The organism is Candidatus Methylomirabilota bacterium (assembly GCA_036001065.1).
GTDB lineage: Bacteria > Methylomirabilota > Methylomirabilia > Rokubacteriales > CSP1-6 > MNEF01.
This window is the reverse complement of record DASYUQ010000136.1, coordinates 1-16,798: the sequence shown is the minus strand read 5'-3', so window position 1 is coordinate 16,798 and position 16,798 is coordinate 1. Positions and strand designations below refer to the sequence as shown.

19 protein-coding genes are annotated in these 16,798 nt (G+C 67.7%); 10 read left to right on the top strand and 9 right to left on the bottom strand.

All coding sequences use genetic code 11. From position 1 onward, the window contains the following. From VGV13_13415 to VGV13_13405, 3 genes are all read left to right on the top strand, one after another. Nucleotides 1–310, top strand: a 310-nt coding sequence (locus tag VGV13_13415) for a hypothetical protein (GenBank protein HEV8642093.1), incomplete at its 5' end; no start/stop codon positions are given. A gap of 17 nt (nt 311–327) precedes the next feature. Further along, nucleotides 328–2,046: a mechanosensitive ion channel family protein gene (locus VGV13_13410; protein ID HEV8642092.1), complete on the top strand. Its 1,719-nt coding sequence runs from the start codon at nt 328–330 to the stop codon at nt 2,044–2,046. A 109-nt stretch (nt 2,047–2,155) separates the two neighbouring features. Further along, nucleotides 2,156–2,779, top strand: a complete 624-nt coding sequence (locus VGV13_13405) for a hypothetical protein (protein ID HEV8642091.1) — start codon at nt 2,156–2,158, stop codon at nt 2,777–2,779. A 20-nt stretch (nt 2,780–2,799) separates the two neighbouring features. Here the strand turns inward: VGV13_13405 and VGV13_13400 are convergent, their stop codons facing one another. The 5 genes from VGV13_13400 to VGV13_13380 all read right to left on the bottom strand — a co-directional run bounded on the left by VGV13_13400 (nt 2,800) and on the right by VGV13_13380 (nt 8,543). Continuing rightward, nucleotides 2,800–3,354, bottom strand: a complete 555-nt coding sequence (locus VGV13_13400; GenBank protein ID HEV8642090.1) for a hypothetical protein — start codon at nt 3,352–3,354, stop codon at nt 2,800–2,802. Nucleotides 3,355–3,516: 162 nt separating this feature from the next. Next, complete coding sequence (locus VGV13_13395) at nt 3,517–4,845, bottom strand: sigma-54 dependent transcriptional regulator (protein HEV8642089.1); 1,329 nt, start codon at nt 4,843–4,845, stop codon at nt 3,517–3,519. Continuing rightward, entirely contained in the window at nt 4,842–6,311 is a 1,470-nt protein-coding gene (locus VGV13_13390) for an ATP-binding protein (GenBank protein ID HEV8642088.1), read from the bottom strand. The genes VGV13_13395 and VGV13_13390 overlap by 4 nt, the downstream gene beginning before the upstream one ends. A 287-nt stretch (nt 6,312–6,598) precedes the next feature. Further along, the gene (locus VGV13_13385) at nt 6,599–8,359 is read right to left on the bottom strand and encodes a cbb3-type cytochrome c oxidase subunit I (protein HEV8642087.1); all 1,761 of its coding nucleotides are present in this window, start codon (nt 8,357–8,359) and stop codon (nt 6,599–6,601) included. Beyond that, nucleotides 8,352–8,543 (bottom strand): FeoC-like transcriptional regulator, encoded by a 192-nt coding sequence (locus VGV13_13380; GenBank protein ID HEV8642086.1) that lies wholly within the window; start codon nt 8,541–8,543, stop codon nt 8,352–8,354. Before VGV13_13380 ends, VGV13_13385 begins: the two co-directional genes overlap by 8 nt. Nucleotides 8,544–9,970: 1,427 nt before the next feature. Between VGV13_13380 and VGV13_13375 the strand changes: the two genes are divergently transcribed. The 5 genes from VGV13_13375 to VGV13_13355 all read left to right on the top strand — a co-directional run bounded on the left by VGV13_13375 (nt 9,971) and on the right by VGV13_13355 (nt 11,809). Further along, nucleotides 9,971–10,300 carry a DsrE family protein gene (locus VGV13_13375; GenBank protein HEV8642085.1) on the top strand — a complete coding sequence of 110 codons (330 nt, stop codon included), beginning with the start codon at nt 9,971–9,973 and terminating at the stop codon, nt 10,298–10,300. Nucleotides 10,301–10,311: 11 nt separating this feature from the next. Further along, entirely contained in the window at nt 10,312–10,614 is a 303-nt protein-coding gene (locus tag VGV13_13370) for a DsrE family protein (protein ID HEV8642084.1), read from the top strand. 141 nt (nt 10,615–10,755) lie between these two features. Then, nucleotides 10,756–11,139: a DsrE family protein gene (locus VGV13_13365; GenBank protein HEV8642083.1), complete on the top strand. Its 384-nt coding sequence runs from the start codon at nt 10,756–10,758 to the stop codon at nt 11,137–11,139. Between the two features lie 8 nt (nt 11,140–11,147). After that, on the top strand, nt 11,148–11,399 hold the full coding sequence (locus VGV13_13360) for a sulfurtransferase TusA family protein (GenBank protein ID HEV8642082.1): 252 nt from the start codon (nt 11,148–11,150) through the stop codon (nt 11,397–11,399). Next, nucleotides 11,396–11,809, top strand: coding sequence for a DsrE family protein (locus VGV13_13355; protein ID HEV8642081.1), 414 nt, complete (start codon nt 11,396–11,398; stop codon nt 11,807–11,809). Before VGV13_13360 ends, VGV13_13355 begins: the two co-directional genes overlap by 4 nt. A gap of 407 nt (nt 11,810–12,216) precedes the next feature. Here the strand turns inward: VGV13_13355 and VGV13_13350 are convergent, their stop codons facing one another. The 4 genes from VGV13_13350 to VGV13_13335 form a co-directional block, all read right to left on the bottom strand. After that, nucleotides 12,217–13,545 (bottom strand): sigma-70 family RNA polymerase sigma factor, encoded by a 1,329-nt coding sequence (locus tag VGV13_13350; GenBank protein HEV8642080.1) that lies wholly within the window; start codon nt 13,543–13,545, stop codon nt 12,217–12,219. Nucleotides 13,546–13,631: 86 nt separating this feature from the next. Continuing rightward, entirely contained in the window at nt 13,632–14,225 is a 594-nt protein-coding gene (gene pal / locus VGV13_13345) for a peptidoglycan-associated lipoprotein Pal (protein ID HEV8642079.1), read from the bottom strand. Between the two features lie 89 nt (nt 14,226–14,314). Further along, nucleotides 14,315–14,767 (bottom strand): hypothetical protein, encoded by a 453-nt coding sequence (locus VGV13_13340; protein ID HEV8642078.1) that lies wholly within the window; start codon nt 14,765–14,767, stop codon nt 14,315–14,317. A gap of 61 nt (nt 14,768–14,828) precedes the next feature. After that, a complete protein-coding gene (locus tag VGV13_13335; protein ID HEV8642077.1) occupies nt 14,829–15,197 on the bottom strand; it encodes a response regulator in 369 nt (122 codons plus the stop codon). A gap of 762 nt (nt 15,198–15,959) precedes the next feature. On the opposite strand from VGV13_13335, the gene VGV13_13330 reads away from it, so the two are divergent. Beyond that, the gene (locus tag VGV13_13330; protein HEV8642076.1) at nt 15,960–16,262 is read left to right on the top strand and encodes a hypothetical protein; all 303 of its coding nucleotides are present in this window, start codon (nt 15,960–15,962) and stop codon (nt 16,260–16,262) included. Then, nucleotides 16,259–16,798: SPFH domain-containing protein (locus VGV13_13325; GenBank protein HEV8642075.1), on the top strand; the 540-nt coding region annotated here is incomplete at its 3' end. The genes VGV13_13330 and VGV13_13325, both read left to right, overlap by 4 nt.

Here is a 16,798-nt window from a genome sequence, read left to right as displayed (position 1 = left end):
GCCGGCGCTCCACGGCCGCTTCGTCCAGCTCGCGCCACTCGTCGGTACCACGGTCGAGACGCGGGCGCTGCGGCGCGCCTACGCCGCGCTGCCAAGCCCGGACTTCTCCCGGGCGATGCTCGAGCAGTGCGTGCCAATCCTTGCCGTGACGCCGCTCACCGGTGTTTCGTGGTGCGACCTGGGGTCGCCGCAGCGGCTGGCGACGGCGCTCGGGCGGGCGAGAATTCCGGCCCCCTGGCTCGCGACTCCGTCCGACTCCCAGCGCGGTGTTGGGGCTGACGAGAGCAACCCGCGCGCGAGCAGGCAGTAGCCGGGGTCACCAGGCGCATGAGCGGGAAAGCCCTCCGGGCCGGTGCGTTCCTCGTCGGTGTCCTCCTGGCGGCGAGTGCCCCTGCCCAGGGGGCCGATGACTCCCTGAGGCGGGCGACACCCCGGGGAACGGTCGCCGGCTACCTGGCGGCCGTGCGCGCCGGCGATTACCAGGTGGCGGCCGAGTATCTTGATCTGCGGCGGATTCCGCCCGGGAAGCGATCGGCGCTGGGGCCAGCTCGGGCGCGCGACCTGGGGATCGTGCTGGATCGGACGCTGCGGCCCACGCCCGAAGCCTTCAGCGCGAACCCGGAGGGGAACACCGACGACGGGCTCGCCCTCCGCCTCGAGCGCCTGGGAGCACTGGACACCGAGACGGGGCCGGTGGAGATCCTCCTCCAGCGGATCCCGGCCGCCGACCGGAGCCAGGTCTGGAAAATCTCGGCGGCCTCGGTCGCGCAGATCCCCCTGCTGCTCGAGGAGTTCGGCTCCGGGGCGCTGGACGACCTCCTCCCGCCGCTCCTGCGCGAGGTGCGCGTCCTGGACATCGCGCTCTGGCAGTGGATCGGGCTGCTCGTCCTCGTCGCGGTCGCCTACGCCGTCTCGTGGATCGCCGCCCTGGCGGTGCTGCGAGTCCTGAGTCCCCTAGTGAGGCGATCGCGGCCCCCACTCGACGACAAAATCCTGGAATCGATCGGCGGGCCGGTGCGGCTGGCGATCGGCCTCGTGCTCTTTTCTCTCGGGTTGGTCGGTCTGGGACTGTCGGTGCCGGTCCGGGCGTTCTTCGCGAATCTCGAGAAGGCCCTGGCCATCGTCATCGCCGCCTGGATCGTGGTCCGGACGATCGACGTGTTCGCTGGACTGGCGAGAGAGCACTTGACCGTGCGCGGGCGCACGCCAGCCCTGGCCATGGTACCGGTCGGACGCAAGGTGGCCAAGGTCGTCGTGGCGGCCTTCGCCCTGCTCGCCATCCTCCAGAACGTGGGGATCAACGTCACGGGCGTGCTGGCCGGCCTCGGCATCGGGGGTCTGGCCGTGGCCCTGGCCGCCCAGAAGACGCTGGAGAACCTGTTCGGCGGACTGACGCTGGTGCTCGATCAGCCGGTGCGCGTGGGCGACTTCTGCCGCTTCGGAGATCGGGTGGGGACGGTCGAGGAGGTCGGCTTGCGCTCGACCCGGGTCCGAACCCTGGATCGTACCGTGGTGGCCATCCCCAACGCCGAGTTCGCCGCCCTTCCGCTCGAGAACTTCGCGCAGCGGGATCGGATCTGGCTGTCGGCGCGCCTGGGGCTCCGGTACGAGACCACGCCCGACCAGCTCCGCTATGTGCTGGTCCAGATCCGCGAGATGCTCTACGCCCACCCGAAGGTGCACCCTGATCCGGCGCGAATCCGCTTCGTGGGCTTCGGCGACTACTCGCTGGACCTCGAGATCTTCGCCTACGTTCTCACCTCGGACTATGGCGAGTTCCTGGCCGTACGGGAGGATGTCTATCTGCGGATCATGGACCTCGTGGCCGCCAGCGGAACGGGCTTTGCGTTCCCCTCGCAAACGACGTATCTGGCCAGCGATGGCGGCCCCGACGAGGCCAAGGGCCGGGCCGCGGAGGCGCAAGTGAACGAATGGCGAGCTCGGGGGGAGCTGTGTCTGCCCGAGTTTCCGCCCGAGCGAGTGGCGGAGGTCAAGGGCTCGCTGGCCTATCCGCCCGACGGCGCCGCGGCCGGTCGCCGGGCCTAGTGCCGTTCCAACTATTCGCGCCTAGGAAGGCACCGTGTACGTCGTTCGTGGACAGATTTAGTATCAACAAGTTGGAACGGCACTAGGCGACGCGGGGCCCCTCGGGACGATGGCCCTCCAGTGGCCCGCCGTGGTCGTGGTGACGGCCGTCCTCGCCCTGGGAGCCGGGTGCACCGTGCGACAGGTCACGATGACCGGGCGCTCGGCGACCGAGCAGGAGCTGCTCGTCCGGGCGCTCGAGCGCGCGATGGCGCAGCTGGACACCACGCGCCGGCCGGGACGACGGGTAGCCCTGGAGCTCTACGCGTGGACCAGGGACCAGGCGTTCGCTCGCGAGTTCGTGGCGGCGCAGCTCGCCGCCCGGGGCGCGAACATGGTCGGGGCCGAGGCCGAGGCCGACCTGCGCCTCAAGGTCTTCGCCTCGATCCTGGGACTGGATCGGGGCGAGACCCTGCTGGGACTGCCGGCCCTGCAGGTCCCGGTGGTCTCGGTGCCGATCCCCGAGATCGCGCTCTTCAAGTGGGTGCGCAACCGGGGTCGCGCCGAGGTGCAGGCCTACCTCTACGACCCGCGCAGCGGTGAGTTCCGGAACCGGCTGTTCGACGGCGTCGGCCGCTCGAAGTACGACGAGTTCACGATCCTCGTCTTCGTGGGCTTCGCGGTGAGCGACCTCGACCAGCGCGGCGGGGCGCCGAGCGCCCCCGGGGGCGCCGGCCGTCGGCCGGAGCAATAGTCTTCTCGAGGCCGACAGGCTTACTCGCCCACGGCAACGGAGAGGGTGACGGCCTCCTCCCGGTAGGGGACCGGGAGGTAATCGAGCTCCAGGCGGATGTCCCGAAGCGTCTTGTCTTTGAGGGCGACCGCCGGGAAGGCGAGGGACAGGTCCTGGGAGGTCTCCATGCCCGGATCCAGCCGCTGGTCCGAGTACGAGTAGAACTGGAAGCGCGGCTCCTCGCGGCCCTCCGCCAGGGGGATGGGCTTGCCCGCGGCGTCGAGATACCGGATCTCGCCGCTGATGAGCCGAAGCGCGTGGTCGGCCGAGGTATTCTTCAGCTTCAGCGTGGCCGAGAGCTTCGGCGGGTCCACGACCTTGTTTGTCCCCTGCTCGACTCTCTGGGTGACCTTCATGGCCTCGAGCCGGACCGACAGAAAGGGGGCTGTCGTGGTCACGGACGCCGGCTTCAGGGAAAGCGTTCGGTCCTCGATGGCCGGACTGGTGCTCTGCGCGCCCTGCTGGGTGCAGGCCGCCAGGCCGACGGCCACGGCCAGCGCACCGCTCCAGAGTCTCCACGGGTTTCGATGCGCCATCGCAATCCCTCCTTTTCCCCAGGAAGTGCGGCAAGGCCGGTGCCAAGGCGGTGGGCAGACGAAAGCACAGCCCGACAGCCGGTTAGAGGACACTCACTCGGGAGACCGATCAAGGTCCGGCGACAGGATGTCGCCGGCCCGACAGCCTGTCGGGCGCGGCCCTCAGGAGTCCTTGAACGTCCGCTGCAGAGTGCGGACGCTCACGCCGAGGATCTTGGCCGCAGCGCGCTTGTCGCCGCCCGTCTCGGCGAGCACGCGCCTGATGTACTGAGCCTCGAGCTCGGCGAGGGTCGGACGAAGGGCGGTCTCCGCGGCCACGGCTTGGGCGAACTCAGTCCGGAGGTCGCCGAGCTGGATCAGGGGGCCACGGGAAAGGGTCGCCGCCCGCTCAACGACGTTCTCTAGCTCGCGGACGTTGCCCGGCCACCGGTGCTGGAGGAGCCAACCCAGAGCCTCCTCGCTGAACCCCTCGAGGCGCTTGCCAAGCGATGTCGCGGCTCGCTCGAGGAAGTGGCGGGCCAGCAGCGGGATGTCTTCCGTCCGCTCCCGGAGGCTGGGGATCCGGATCGGGATCACCGCCAGGCGATAGTAGAGGTCTTCGCGAAACTTCCCATCGGCGACCAGGGCCGGCAGGTCGCGATTGGTGGCACTGATGATCCGGACGTCGAGCCGCACCTCCGCGTTGCCGCCCACCGGGCGGATCACCTTGTCCTGGAGGGCGCGGAGGAGCTTGGCCTGCAGCGGTGGCGACATGTCGGCGATCTCGTCGAGAAAGAGCGTGCCGCTGTGAGCCTCGACGAACAGGCCCCGCCGCTTCCGGGCCGCGCCGGTGAACGCGCCCTTCTCGTGCCCGAACAGCTCGGACTCCAGCAGGGTCTCGGGGATGGCGGCGCAGTTGACCGGCACGAAGGCGCTATCGCGCCGCGCGCTGTTCCAGTGGATCGCGCGGGCGATGAGCTCCTTGCCGGTGCCACTCTCCCCCAGCAGGAGCGTCGTCGCATCGCTCTCGGCGACCGAGCGGATCTGCTCGAAGACCGTCTGCATGGCGCGCGACCGTCCCAGCAAGTTCTCGAAGCCGTAGCGCTGCTCGACCTCCGCCCGGAGGCGGCGGTTTTCCTCGCGCAGTTGCTGCTCGTCCAGCGCCCGCCGCACGGCCAGGCTGACCTCGGCCAGCTTGAAGGGCTTGGTGAGGTAGTCGTGAGCGCCCTGGCGAATGGCCTCGATCGCCGTCTCCAGGCTCCCGTAGGCGGTCATGAGCAGCACGCGCGCTCGCGGCTGGAGTCGCTGGGCCTCCCGGAGCACCGCGAGGCCGTCGACGTTGTCCATCTTGAGATCGCTGAGGACGACGGCGAATTCGTCCCGCGCGAGCGCGCCGAGGGCGTCCTGCCCGCTGATCGCAATCGTCACGCCGTACCCCTCGCCCGTCAGATGGCGCTCGAGCATCTTCACCATCTCGGCGTCGTTATCCACCACGAGGAGCTTCGGCGTCACGGCGGGCTGGCCTCCACCTCCGGCAACCAGATCGTTACCGTCGTGCCCGCCTGGGGCCCGCTCTCCAGGCGAATGTCGCCCCCGTGCTCGCGGACGATGTCCCGGCATATAGCCAGGCCGAGACCGGTCCCCTGGCCCGGAGGCTTGGTGGTGAAGAACGGCTCGAAAACCCGCGGGAGGATCTCCGGAGGAATCCCCGGACCGGTGTCGGCGACCGCGACCTCGACGCCGCTATCGGCCGCCGCGACCCGCTGCCGCACCGTGACGTGGACGCGCCCACCTGCCGGCGTGGCCTCGACCGCGTTCATCACCAGGTTGATCAGCACCTGCTGGAGCTGGTTCGGGTCCGCCAGGACAGGCGGGACGTCATCGGGGACGGAGGCGTCGAGGGTGAGGCCCCGGCGCCGGGCGGTGTGCCGCAGTAGCGGCAGCAGGCGCTCGATCACCGCGGGTAGGCTCGTCGGCTGGATCTCCGGCTTCGCCGGGCGCACGACGTCCAGCAGGGACCGGATGATGCCGGAGATGCGGTCGATCTGCCCGATCATTACCGCCAGGTCTTCGCGGCGCCGGTCCTCCGGAGGCAGGGTCTGGAGCACGAACTCCGCGCGGCCCGAGATGATGTTGAGGGGCGTTCCCACCTCGTGGGCGAGGCCGGTGGCGAGCCGGCCCGCGACCGACAGGACCTCGACGTGCCGGAGCTGGCGCTCGAGATCGAGGGCCCGCTCCGTCTCGACCAGGAGCTTGCGCCGGGCCTCGGCGAGCTGCTCGGCCATCGTATTGAACGCGTCGGCGACCCGGCCCAGCTCGTCACGCCGGTCGACGGGCAGGGGCGTGCCGGGCTGCCCCTGGCCGAGCCGCCGGATGCCCTCCATGAGACGCGCGAGGGGACGGAGGACCTGGCGCTGCAGCGTCAGCCCGGTGAGAACGGCCACCAGCGCCAGGAGGACGCCGAGCCGGAGCCAGACGTCCCACATCGCGGCGCGGCCGCGCTGCTCGACGCCGGCGGCGAGGTGGACGATCTCCATTGCCCCCCTGATCTGTCCGTCGGGGTCCCTGAGCGGGACGAGGTAGTAGAGGACCGGCTGCTTGCCGCGGCGCTGGTAAAAGTCCTGGGGCTGGCCAGTCTCGATCACGTACTGCAACGTCGCCGGCGGCAGCTCGTCAGCGATCACCAGCGGGTTCGACACCAGAACGGGCTCCCGGTTCCGGTTGAAGATTCGAATCCGGTCGATCAGCTCCTGAGCCTCGACGATCTCGAACAGCAGGTGGTGGATGTCGGAGATCTGGCGGTCCCTGAGCGCGTTCTCGACGGCGATCTGGATGGCCTTGGCCGTGAGCGCCATGTTCCGCCGGTCCTCCTGGAGGAGCTCCGCCTGCTCGACGCGGATGCGGATGAAACCGTATACGCCCACGACGAGGACCAGCGGAATCATGAGGACCAGGCTCAGGCGGAGTCTCAGTCCCATGGGACCAGCCGGCGAACGATCACGCGCTCCGAGCGGCCACGCGGCAGCATGCGCGAGAGCATGGTCCCCCCGGCACGTGTCCGGGGTCAAGTGGCGCCCGAGCGACGCTAGCGCTCCAGTATGTCCTCCTGACGAACGGTGACGGGACTGCCCCACCACCCCTCGGCCCGGGCGCGGGCGATATCATGTCGGGTCACGGAGGGCACAGTCTCCTCTCGGTTGCGGACCGAGACGGGTGACCGGCGAGGTGCGACATGGTGTCGTCCGCCCGACAGATTGGCGGAGCCTCACCCTGGTTCCTGGTGGGCTCCCGCCGAGATGGCCGGCCGGCTCTGCGGGAAGAAATCCTCATCCGACTCCGGGTGGCCATACTCGTATGGCCCGCGCTCGACGGTCGGCAGCCGCGGCCCCCAGTTGAGATGGGGCGGCGGCGAGGGGGCGGTCCACTCCAGCGTGTTCGCGCGCCACGGGTTCACCGGCGCCCGGGGGCCGCGGAACAAGGACCAGAAGAAGTTGATCACGAACGGGATCTGGGCGATGGCGAGCGCGAACGCCGACACGGTGATCATGACATTCCACGGCTGGAGGTGCAGCAGGAACTCGTACTGCGTGGGGTTGTAGATCCGGCGCATGTGGCCCCCGAGGCCGAGGATGTGCATCGGGAAGAACGTCAGGTTGAAGAAGACGAAGGTCGGCCAGAAGTGCAGGTGCCCGAGCAGACGACTCATCGTCCGGCCGAACATCTTGGGGAACCAGTAGTAGATCGCCGCGAAGGCCGCGAACAGGGAGCCTCCGAACAGGACGTAGTGGATGTGGGCCACGATGAAGTAGGTGTCCTGGATGTAGATGTCGACGGGCGTCGAGGCCATGAAGATCCCGCTGAGCCCACCGATGACGAACATCCACACGAAGGCCAGCGCATTCAGCATCGGCACCGTGAGTCGGATGCGCCCACCCCAGAGCGTGCCGAGCCAGTTGAACTTCTTGATGGCCGAGGGCACGGCAATGATCATCGTCGTCGTCATGAAGGACAGGGCGAGGGCCGGGTTCATGCCGCTCACGAACATGTGGTGGCCGTAGACGACCCAGGAGAGGAAGGCGATCGAGATCATCGAGAACACCATCGCGTGGTAACCGAAGATGGGCTTGCGTGCGAACACCGGCAGGATCTCGGAGGCGATGCCCATGGCCGGCAGGATCAGGATGTAGACCTCCGGATGTCCGAAGTACCAGAAGAGGTGCTGCCAGAGGAGCGGCTCGCCGCCGCCCGCCGGCTTGAACCAGCTCGTCCCCAGCCAGCGGTCGAAGAACAGCATCGCCACCGCCGACATCAGGACGGGCAGCGCCAGCAACGCCAGAACGGCCGTGATGAACAGGGCCCAGACGACCAGCGGCATCCGGAAGAACGTCATGCCGGGGGCCCGCATGTTGATCACCGTCGTGATGTAGTTGATCGAGCCCATCATCGACGAGGCACCGAGGACGAAGAGACTAATGCACCAGAGGTTCTGGCCCCAGTTGGTCCCCGTATACTCCGGCACGGCGGCGAGCGGCGCGTAGGCGGTCCATCCGGTGGCCGCGTGCCCTCCGGGAACGAAGAAGCCCGCGAGCATGACGAGTCCGGCGAGAGCTCCGGTCCAGAAGGAGAGCATGTTCAGCCTGGGGAAGGCCATGTCGCGCGCCCCTAGCATGAGCGGGATGAGGAAGTTCCCGAAGGCGCCGATGAGGATCGGCATCACGACGAAGAAGATCATGAGCGTCGCGTGCATGGTGAAGAGCATGTTGTAGGTCTCGGGCGGGACGATGCCATCGTAGAGATAGGGCTCAGGGACCCAGCGGAGCCAGGGGATCGACGTCTCGGGCCAGGCGAGTTCCCAGCGGATCAGCATGGCGAGGAGGCCACCGAGGATCATCATGACGAGACCCAGGAACAGGAACTGGCGGGCGATCGTCTTGTGATCAGTGGAAAAGATGTAGGTCTGGATGAACCCCGGGGCCGCCCGGACCTCTCGGGGGGATAGGATGGAAACAGCGACCGGCTCACTCACGGTGCAGCTCGACCCGCGCGATACGAATCTTGCCTTCGGGCGCCAGGATCGACAGCAGCGACGTTACCGCGCCTTCGGAAATGTTGAGGTGGGCCGCGATCTGCCTGGACTCCGCGGGCCCGTTGCTGGCCAGGTAGCCCAGGATCGCGTCATCGATCTCGCCCCACCAATCGTCCATGCGCATCGGTACCCTCACCCCCCGCCGCCCGGAGTCCCCTCACCGACGTCGTGGCCTCGCGCCGACTTCAGTCGCCGGGCATGGCCTCCTGATCGGCAGACGCGACACTCCTGCGGTCGCCTTCCTTCGCTCGTTTACGGCTGCCCCAAGCCTGGCAAACACGGATGAGGGATCCGTGAGACTCAGATGAGAAGTTTCTCACCGGCGGTCACGAGGATCTGGCCCGATCACCGCGCGGCCCGGTTGTGTCATCGCGCACCATGGCCCTGTTCGGCTGGCAGGGGTGGCGATCGTCCGAATGTGTTTTCCCGTGCTGCTGAGGGTGCCGACGCCTGGCACACGCTGCTCGTAGCCGGCCATGAGACGACAGACCCTGGCATCTCCTCGCGCAGCATCCCGAGGCCGGGACGCGCTTCTGGACCGAGCTCGCCGATGTGCTCGGGGACCGGCGCGCTTATCGGGCTCGGCCACGTCGGGCTCTGAAGCGACACGGTGTCGAGTTGGCGACAACATGTCGTACCCGCTTGCCAGACTTCTCACCAATGCCCTACTGAGAACTGGTTCAACTGGGCGTGTGGCTTGACGTTTTCTCTGGGGAGGGTTCCGGTTCGTCTGGCACCCCTGTTGCCTCTTGTTGCTGGCGTGGCTGATGGCTCTGCAGCATGGGACCGGGGCCTAAGTGCACCCGCCCGTCGGTGCCATCTCCGACGGCCGAAGGGAGGAAGGAATGCTCGACAAGATCCGCAAACTTCCCAACTCGCTCCAGGGCTTAGTGGTGGCCGGGGCCCTCGGGCTCTCTGCGCTGGTGGTCGCTCTGGTCATCAAGCTGCTCGCCTAGTGTCTCTTCTAGTTCGTATTTTGGTTGCCGTGGTGATCTTGGCTACTGGGGTCGTCCCTGGCCTGACCATCCACATCGAAGCGGTTGGCGCCGGAGGGGGCCCCGGAGCCTTCCGCTTGACAACTCCTCTCGCGGACGCGGCGGAGCCCAGGTCGGAGGAGATCCTGACCGTGACATACCAAGCAGGCCTCCTCACCGTGTATTGTGCGAACACAGCGCTCGACGAGGTCTTCAAGCGGGTCGAGGCGAGCACAGGGATCCGGGTGGTCCTCGAGAAACCATCGGCGAGGACGTGTCGCCGCACTGCGATCGAGGGCCAACCGCTCGAATGGGCGCTCGACAGACTCCTCACCGACCACGGCCTCAGCTACGTCCTGATTCTTGAGCCAGAGGATGACATCGTGACTGTCCGCATCTTCGACAGTGGCGAGCGCGTTCAGCGAGCCCCGCCGCGCCCGGCTCGCGGCGTCCCTCGACCCCTGCGGCGCTGGCTATGGTCCCGCTGAAGCCTGAGGGCCGGTGCCCAATAGGCCGAAAGGAGTCAGACGGCCCCGGTGAGATGCCGGGGCGCGGGCTGGAAAAGGAGACGAATGACATGGCCGTGTACCTGCTGATCGAGACCAAGAACCCGCTGGACGGCGGCACCTACGCCTTCGAGCTAGGCAAGCAGCTCAAAGCCGAGCGGCACGACGTGACGGTCTTCCTGCTTCAAGATGCCGTGTTCGTAGCCCGCCAGAGCTTCAAGGCCGGCGCCGGGCTGCGCAAGGAGGCCCGGTCCCAGGGCCTCAGAGTCCTCGCCGACGAGGTCGCCCTCCGAGAGCGGGGACTCGTGGGCGACCGGGTGGCCAAAGACGTCGATGTCAGCACCATGGACGAACTGGTCGATCTCTTGATGGAGCACTCGGACAAGGCGATCTGGCACTGAGGAGGCGATCGATGAGCGCACGGAAGACCATCCACATCACCCTCACCGCCGGCCCCTACGGGAGCGAGACTCCCGTGAGCGTGTTCCGGCTCGTGGACGCCGCGCTCGGCAAGGGCTACGACGTCAACGTGCTCGGCTACGAGGACGGCGTGCTGCTCACGGCAAAGGCGCAGAAGCAGCACGACGATCCGATCTGGAAGGACAAGCCCGAACACCACACCGACGCGGGCAAGGCCCACAGCACGACGGCCGAGTTCGTCGAGCGGCTGCTCGACAAGGGTAAGGGCGAACCGCACCTGAACTGGTACGTCTGAGGGCTCTGCTGCGTGGAACGGGGCGTTCCACAGGGCTACCACCTCGATCCGGTTGTGCACGGCACGCTGGCCGACATCTACAAGTTCACCGAGCAGGCCCACCGGACCCTGCTCGTATCGGGCCACTAAAGAGAGGCTGCGATGGAGAAGAAGATCCTCTCGGTGCTTTCGCATACCGAATACGGCAACCTCGAGGACAGTGACATCGGACTGTTTGCCTCGGCGTTCGCGCCGGCCACCGGCGCCACGCTCACCGTCCTCCTCGCCGAGGAGGCGGTGAACTACGCCGTCAGTGGCCAGTCCGGGACGGGCATCACGATCGCCGGGGGGACCGTCCAGCCGGGATTCCTGATCGAGACCGACCTCCGGTCCGTGCAGGACGCGCGAATCCCGGTGTACGCGTTTGCCGAGGACCTCGAAGCGCGCGGGATCGCCAAGAGCGAGATCATCGCCGGCGTGAAGCTCCTGAGGCGACGCGAGTTCGGCCGGTTCGTCGACCAGTTCGACACGGTCTGGAACTGGTAGCCGCGACGGTGCCTGACCTCGCCGTGGACGAGAGCGCCGTGACGGTGGACAACCGGGGCCTGCTCTGCGCCCAGGGTATCCTCCGCCTGATGCGGGCGCTCGGTCCACTCCCCTCCGGCCAGCTGGTACGGGTGCTATCCACCGATCCGGCCGCCGAGCACGACTACCCGGCGTGGTGTCGTAACACCGGCCACGTCTTCGTCGCGCACGAGCGGGGGGACAGCGTCATCGTCTCCTTCCTCAGGAAGCGGACGGCGTGAAGCGCGTGGCGGTCATCGTCTCGCGGGGGGAGTTCAACAACCTGGTGCAGGTTGCCACTATGTTGATGGCCGCCGTCTGCTCCGGCGTCGCCGTACGCGTCTTCTTCCGTGACGAGGCCGTGTATGGGATCACCCACGCCGGCGCCGGGGAACCCCACTTCTCGCCCGGCTATCGGGGCCAGGAAGGGGCCGTGCGGGAGCGACTGGCCGCGCAGGGCCTCGGCGACCTGCGCAACCTCTTTCGTGAGATCAAGGCCGCGGGGGACGCGCGCCTCTACGCGTGCACCGCGTCCATGGCTATCTGCGGGGTCGAGCGCGACCAGCTCGTACCGGAGATCGACGGGGTGCGGGGCCTGACGGCCTTTTTGCTGGACGACATGGCCGAGGCCCAACATGTCCTGACGTTTTGACCGGATATCATGAGCCTGTGCGCGATCTGCAGTCTCCGGCTCCCTGGGGATGTAGGACTCTGCTCACACCACGATGGCCTCTACGACGAGGCCTGGGCGATGGTGAATCGCGTCATGTGCGATTTCCTCCATCGCCGGAAGGAGCCGTCGCCTCACTCGCCGGACCAGCACCCACCACGAGCAGAAGGGCCCCGACAGCGCCATGAGATGACGCGGGAACACCTCGACGAGCAGGGCGAGAGCCGACTCCGCATCGCGGTGCCCGAAGCTCCTAGTGCCGTTCCAACTTGTTGATACTAAATCTGTCCACGAACGACGTACACGGTGTCTTCCTAGGCGCGAATAGTTGGAACGGCACTAGCCGATAAGGAGGCCGGCCGCGATCCAGCCCAGCACAGCGACCTCCATCAGGGCTCCGCAAAGACGCTCAGGTGACGTCCGCGCAGCGGCCGGCGGAGCTTACGAAGCGCCTTGTCCTCGAGCTGCCGGATTCGCTCCCGTGTCACCCCAAAGCGGGCCCCGATTTCTTCCAGGGTATATTCTCGGTCTGCGCCAATGCCGAATCGGAGACGCAGGATCTCGCTTTCTCTGGGGTCCAGGGTTGCCAGAGCGTGGTCGATCTGGGTCCTGAGGGCCGCCTGCGTCAGGTAGGCGTCCGGAGCGGTGGCGCCGTTGTCGGGCAGCAGATCGCCCAGCTCGGAGTCCTCACCGACCTGGTACTGGAGCGACAAGGGCGTCTGTGACGCCACGAGGAGGAAGTGGAGCTTCTTGACTGGCAGGTTCGCTCGTCGGGCCAGCTCGTCCGGCGTCGGTTCGCGGCCCTCCAAGGCCCTCAGAGTACCGGCCAGGCGTGAGATGCGGTTCAGTGTTTCGAACACATGGACGGGGAGGCGAATGGTCCGGGAACGATCCGCGATCGCCCGGGTGACCGCTTGGCGGATCCACCACGTCGCGTAGGTGGAGAACTTGAAGCCGCGGCGATACTGGAAGCGATCGACCGCCTTCATCAGGCCGATGTTGCCATCCTGGACGAGGTCGAGCAGGGGCAGGCCGTTGCCCAGGTATCTCTTGGCCACCGAGACGACGAGGCGAAGGTTGGCCTCCATCAGCTCGCCTTTCGCCTGGCGGACGAAGCGATCGCCTCGCTCGATCTCGGCCAGCAGCAGCCGAAGTTGTCGTTCCGGTAGCCCCATTCCTCGGCGGAGCCGTCGCAGCTCTCGAGTGGTTCGGCCGAGTTGGCCCTGCGCCAGATCGTCGAGGCGCTGGCACCGAGCCCGGACACGCCTCACGAGCGCGTCAATCACCCCGGGCCGGAGCGGCATCATTCCTACGAGGTCCTGGATGGCTTGGCGATTCGCGGAGACTTTCTTCGTCCAGCGGGCCCGGGCGGCCGTCGACCGCCGCTGGTTGCTCGGTGATCGCTGAAGCTCGGCAATCTCGCGTTCGAGGCGACGGATACGTCGGAAGGTCAGCAGCGTCAGCCTCGTCTGGGCGGCCTGAAGTTCCTCGCCGTCGGGCGAGATGATGACGTCGGGGGCGGAAAGCATTCCCCGACGCAGCCGATCACCGAGTTCGAGGAGCATCTGCACGGCCGTCGGGATTCCGGCGACGGCGTGGCGGAGCGCGATTTCCCCAGCTTCGATGCGCCGCCCGAGCTCGACCTCTTGCTGGGCGGTGAGCAGAGGAATCCGGCCGATCTCCCGGATATAGATGCGAACCAGGCTGTCACCATTCATGGGTGACGGGTCGTGGGCCCGGGCAGGGAAAGACCCCGAGGCGTGGTTGCCGATGCCCTCTCCTCGCTGGCCGGACCGTCCGCCGCCTAGCGAAGCTTGACGAGGAAGTGGGCCCGCCGATTCTTGGTCCAACATGACTCGTCGCCCTCCGTGCACCAGGGTCGCTCCTCGCCGTAACTGATCCACGTGAAGCGGCTCGCCTGGACGCCCCGCGAGAGCAGATAATTCACCGTGGCTTTGGCACGCCGGTCGCCCAGGGCCAGGTTGTACGCGTTCGTGCCGCGCTCGTCACAGTGCCCTTCCACCAGGATGAGATAGTCGGGGCGCGCGTTCAGCCATCGGGCATGCGTGTCGAGGATCGCGGCGTCCCTGGGGCGTATCTCGGCCTTGTCGAAGTCGAAATGGATGTCCGTGAGCTCGGAGATGCGACGAAACTCACTGGGTGCCGGCCGAGCAGGGGTCGGTGTCGTCCCTGGGGGCCGGAGACCCGGGCGCTCCTGGTCTACTGGCGCTCGTGGCGCTGCGGAGGGGACCGCTGGCGTGGTGGGTTCGGCACGGGCGGCACCAGGCGCCGGGGGAGCCGACGCTACGCTCACCGCGGGCCGTTTGGCGCAACCGGCAAGGAGCACGAGGAAGACGAGGAGCGGAACCACTCTGACGTATGGGCGCTGACTCTCCATGTCATTTCCCCTTCAGCCCGCGGTGAGGACGTTCCCACTCGGCCGCTGCGTCGAAATTCCTGGGGTCCGACGTGCCCGGCGCTTGACGTTCAGTAGCCACGGGTCCTCGTCCTGCGAGGCTCGGGCGTCGCGGTCCTCGCGGGTGGCTGGATCGCTGTGGTCGTCTGCTTGGCCGGCCCGACCCGGACGACGGCGATCGAGCGAGCAAAGAGCCGACCGCCATGGGCCTCGACACTCACGGTCACGTAATCTCCAGGGCGCAACTCCATCGCGCTCAAGGGAGACTCCTTGAACGCCCCCGGCCACTCTCCGGCCGCGGCCTCGTCGGTCCGGGCGAGGAGCGCAATGTCTGTCTGCGCCGTCAACTCGACCGACCGTTTGATGAGCCCCTGTCCGGGGCCCGTCCAGGGCCCCATCTCTTCGAGGGTGATCGCCCCGGTCTTGGGCTCCACAGCGACGATTCTCCCTGAGTGCCGCTCCTCGCTGCCGGCGTGCGCCGTCGCGGCCAGCAAAAGGCCGGTCAGTGCGAGCGCGACGAACATTCGTGAGTTCACTCCCGTCACCTCCCAATGAGAGTCCGGGACGTCGAGACGGCCTGGCCCATTAGCGCGGTCTGGGACAGCGGTCTTCGGTGGTGACCGATCTCAGGACAGCCAGGAGGTCATCGACCCGAAAGGGTTTTTCGAGATAGCGGTTCGCGCCGCGCGCAAAGGCCTCCTCAGCCACCGCCGCTCCTCCGAAGGCGGTGATCAAGATCACTGGAACCTTCGGCCAGTCCCGGCGCAGGACAGACAAGAGGTCGAGCCCCCGCATTCCCGGGATCTCCTTGTCCAGGATGACCGCAGTGAATCCCTCCGACTCGATCGCCTTCAGCGCCTGCTCGCCGCTGACTCGATCGATCACCCGATAGCCCTCCCGCTCCAGGAAGTCCTTGAGCATGGCGCGCATTTCAGGGTCATCCTCAACGACCATGACCACGCCGCGGCGCATTTCGCCCTGGTTAGGCATACCAGCCATCTCCTGCCCCGTTCGCCTTCGCAATTGGGGTGCCAGACTCGGCGAAGTGGGGCATCCGCCGGCGGAAGGTCCGACGCGCATTTAACGGCCCGGTCCAGGGCCGAGCGACCGCTGAGGATGGGTTGAGCGCGACGGGATGTCGCCGGGGCGACATCATGTCGGACTTCGCGCGGACAACGACGGCGACTGCAGTTCTTGAACGGCAGCAGGCCCAGGAGCGCACCTTCGCTCCCACCGGCCCAACGGGTGGGGTGAGCGGCCAGCCCGCGAGGAGTTAACGACGCCGATCCTGCGGGCCCCGGCGCTATGCGGGCATCAGTTGCGCGGTGGCGCTCGGCGCTCACGCCGTCCAGGCCTTGGCGCCCGTGGGCGGCGCTCGGCGGGTAGGAGCCGGTGTTCTGGACCGTCATCATCCTACTGGTCGTGGCGGGGTTCGGGGTACCGATGACGCGGGCGGGGTCCGGCCGCTGATCAGCCGGGCCGTGGCCCAGCGACCGGCCGCCGCCGCGACAGGCGACGACACGCTGTCGAGGACGCGACAGCGTGTCGTGGTCGCCGGGCATGAGCGCCGCCCGTGGGTCCGCGCCAACTGCCCGCCATGCTTGGCCCTCGCGCGCGAGACCGGACCTGGCATCGCGGTTGCGCTTCCCCAGAGCGCCGGCTGATCCCCTAGCGTCTGTCCTGACGGCCGGCCCGCTTCACGAAAGGAGGTGCGACATGGTGCACGTTACGGAGCGCGCGAAGGAGGTGCTGCTGGAGAGAAAGCGGTCGGCGAACATTGACGATCCCGAGACGGCCCTGAGGTTGGCGCGCAGTCCGGGCGGGAAGCTGGGGCTGTTCGCGGACCGGATGAAGGCCGGCGATCAGGTCGTGAAGCACAAGGACTCGACGGTGCTGCTGGTGGACGCCGAGCTGTCCGAGCTGATTTTCGCCGGCCGGACCGTCGACTGCACGCACACCGGGGGCAGGGCGGATCTCGTCCTCACCACGCGGGGTGGCCGTGCGCCGAGGCAGCCATGAACTCACGAGGGGACCCCGACGACGACCGGAGCGACGACCTGCGAGGGCTGGCCCGTCGCGCCCGGGGGCTCTTGCCCGGGCTGCGCCCTGGCTTCATCGGGATCGGAGTGGCCGCGGTCCTCCTGCTGATCCTGCTCCTGTCGAGCTGGTTCACGGTGCAACCTGAGGAAACCGGCGTGGTCCAGCGTTTCGGAGCGGTGGTGCGGAGCGTGGGACCCGGCCTCCACTTCAAGCTGCCGTACGGCATCGAGACGGTCCAGCTGGTGCCCACCGCCCGGGTCCTCAAGGAGGAATTCGGGTTCCGGACCGTTGCGAGCAGGCCCGGCCAGCGGACGCAGTACGCGGACGACAAGGCGTTGAAGGACGAATCGCTGATGCTCACGGGCGACCTGAATGTGATCGACGTCCAGTGGATCGTCCAGTATCGGATCGAGGACCCGGTCCGCTATCTCTTCCGGGTCCGGGAGCCGCAGCAGACGATTCGGGACATCGCCGAGGCCGTCATGCGCCGGATCGTCGGCAACCGGCTGGGCAGC

What these genes read in the sequence shown, in the direction of transcription:
- VGV13_13410 (HEV8642092.1), top strand. Translation starts at nt 328, where the DNA reads ATGAGCGGGAAAGCCCTCCGGGCCGGTGCGTTCCTCGTCGGTGTCCTC.
- VGV13_13405 (HEV8642091.1), top strand. Translation starts at nt 2,156, where the DNA reads ATGGCCCTCCAGTGGCCCGCCGTGGTCGTGGTGACGGCCGTCCTCGCC.
- VGV13_13400 (HEV8642090.1), bottom strand. Translation starts at nt 3,354, where the DNA reads ATGGCGCATCGAAACCCGTGGAGACTCTGGAGCGGTGCGCTGGCCGTG.
- VGV13_13390 (HEV8642088.1), bottom strand. Translation starts at nt 6,311, where the DNA reads ATGGGACTGAGACTCCGCCTGAGCCTGGTCCTCATGATTCCGCTGGTC.
- VGV13_13380 (HEV8642086.1), bottom strand. Translation starts at nt 8,543, where the DNA reads ATGCGCATGGACGATTGGTGGGGCGAGATCGATGACGCGATCCTGGGC.
- VGV13_13375 (HEV8642085.1), top strand. Translation starts at nt 9,971, where the DNA reads ATGGCCGTGTACCTGCTGATCGAGACCAAGAACCCGCTGGACGGCGGC.
- VGV13_13370 (HEV8642084.1), top strand. Translation starts at nt 10,312, where the DNA reads ATGAGCGCACGGAAGACCATCCACATCACCCTCACCGCCGGCCCCTAC.
- VGV13_13365 (HEV8642083.1), top strand. Translation starts at nt 10,756, where the DNA reads ATGGAGAAGAAGATCCTCTCGGTGCTTTCGCATACCGAATACGGCAAC.
- VGV13_13350 (HEV8642080.1), bottom strand. Translation starts at nt 13,545, where the DNA reads ATGAATGGTGACAGCCTGGTTCGCATCTATATCCGGGAGATCGGCCGG.
- pal (HEV8642079.1), bottom strand. Translation starts at nt 14,225, where the DNA reads ATGGAGAGTCAGCGCCCATACGTCAGAGTGGTTCCGCTCCTCGTCTTC.
- VGV13_13340 (HEV8642078.1), bottom strand. Translation starts at nt 14,767, where the DNA reads ATGTTCGTCGCGCTCGCACTGACCGGCCTTTTGCTGGCCGCGACGGCG.
- VGV13_13335 (HEV8642077.1), bottom strand. Translation starts at nt 15,197, where the DNA reads ATGGTCGTTGAGGATGACCCTGAAATGCGCGCCATGCTCAAGGACTTC.
- VGV13_13330 (HEV8642076.1), top strand. Translation starts at nt 15,960, where the DNA reads ATGGTGCACGTTACGGAGCGCGCGAAGGAGGTGCTGCTGGAGAGAAAG.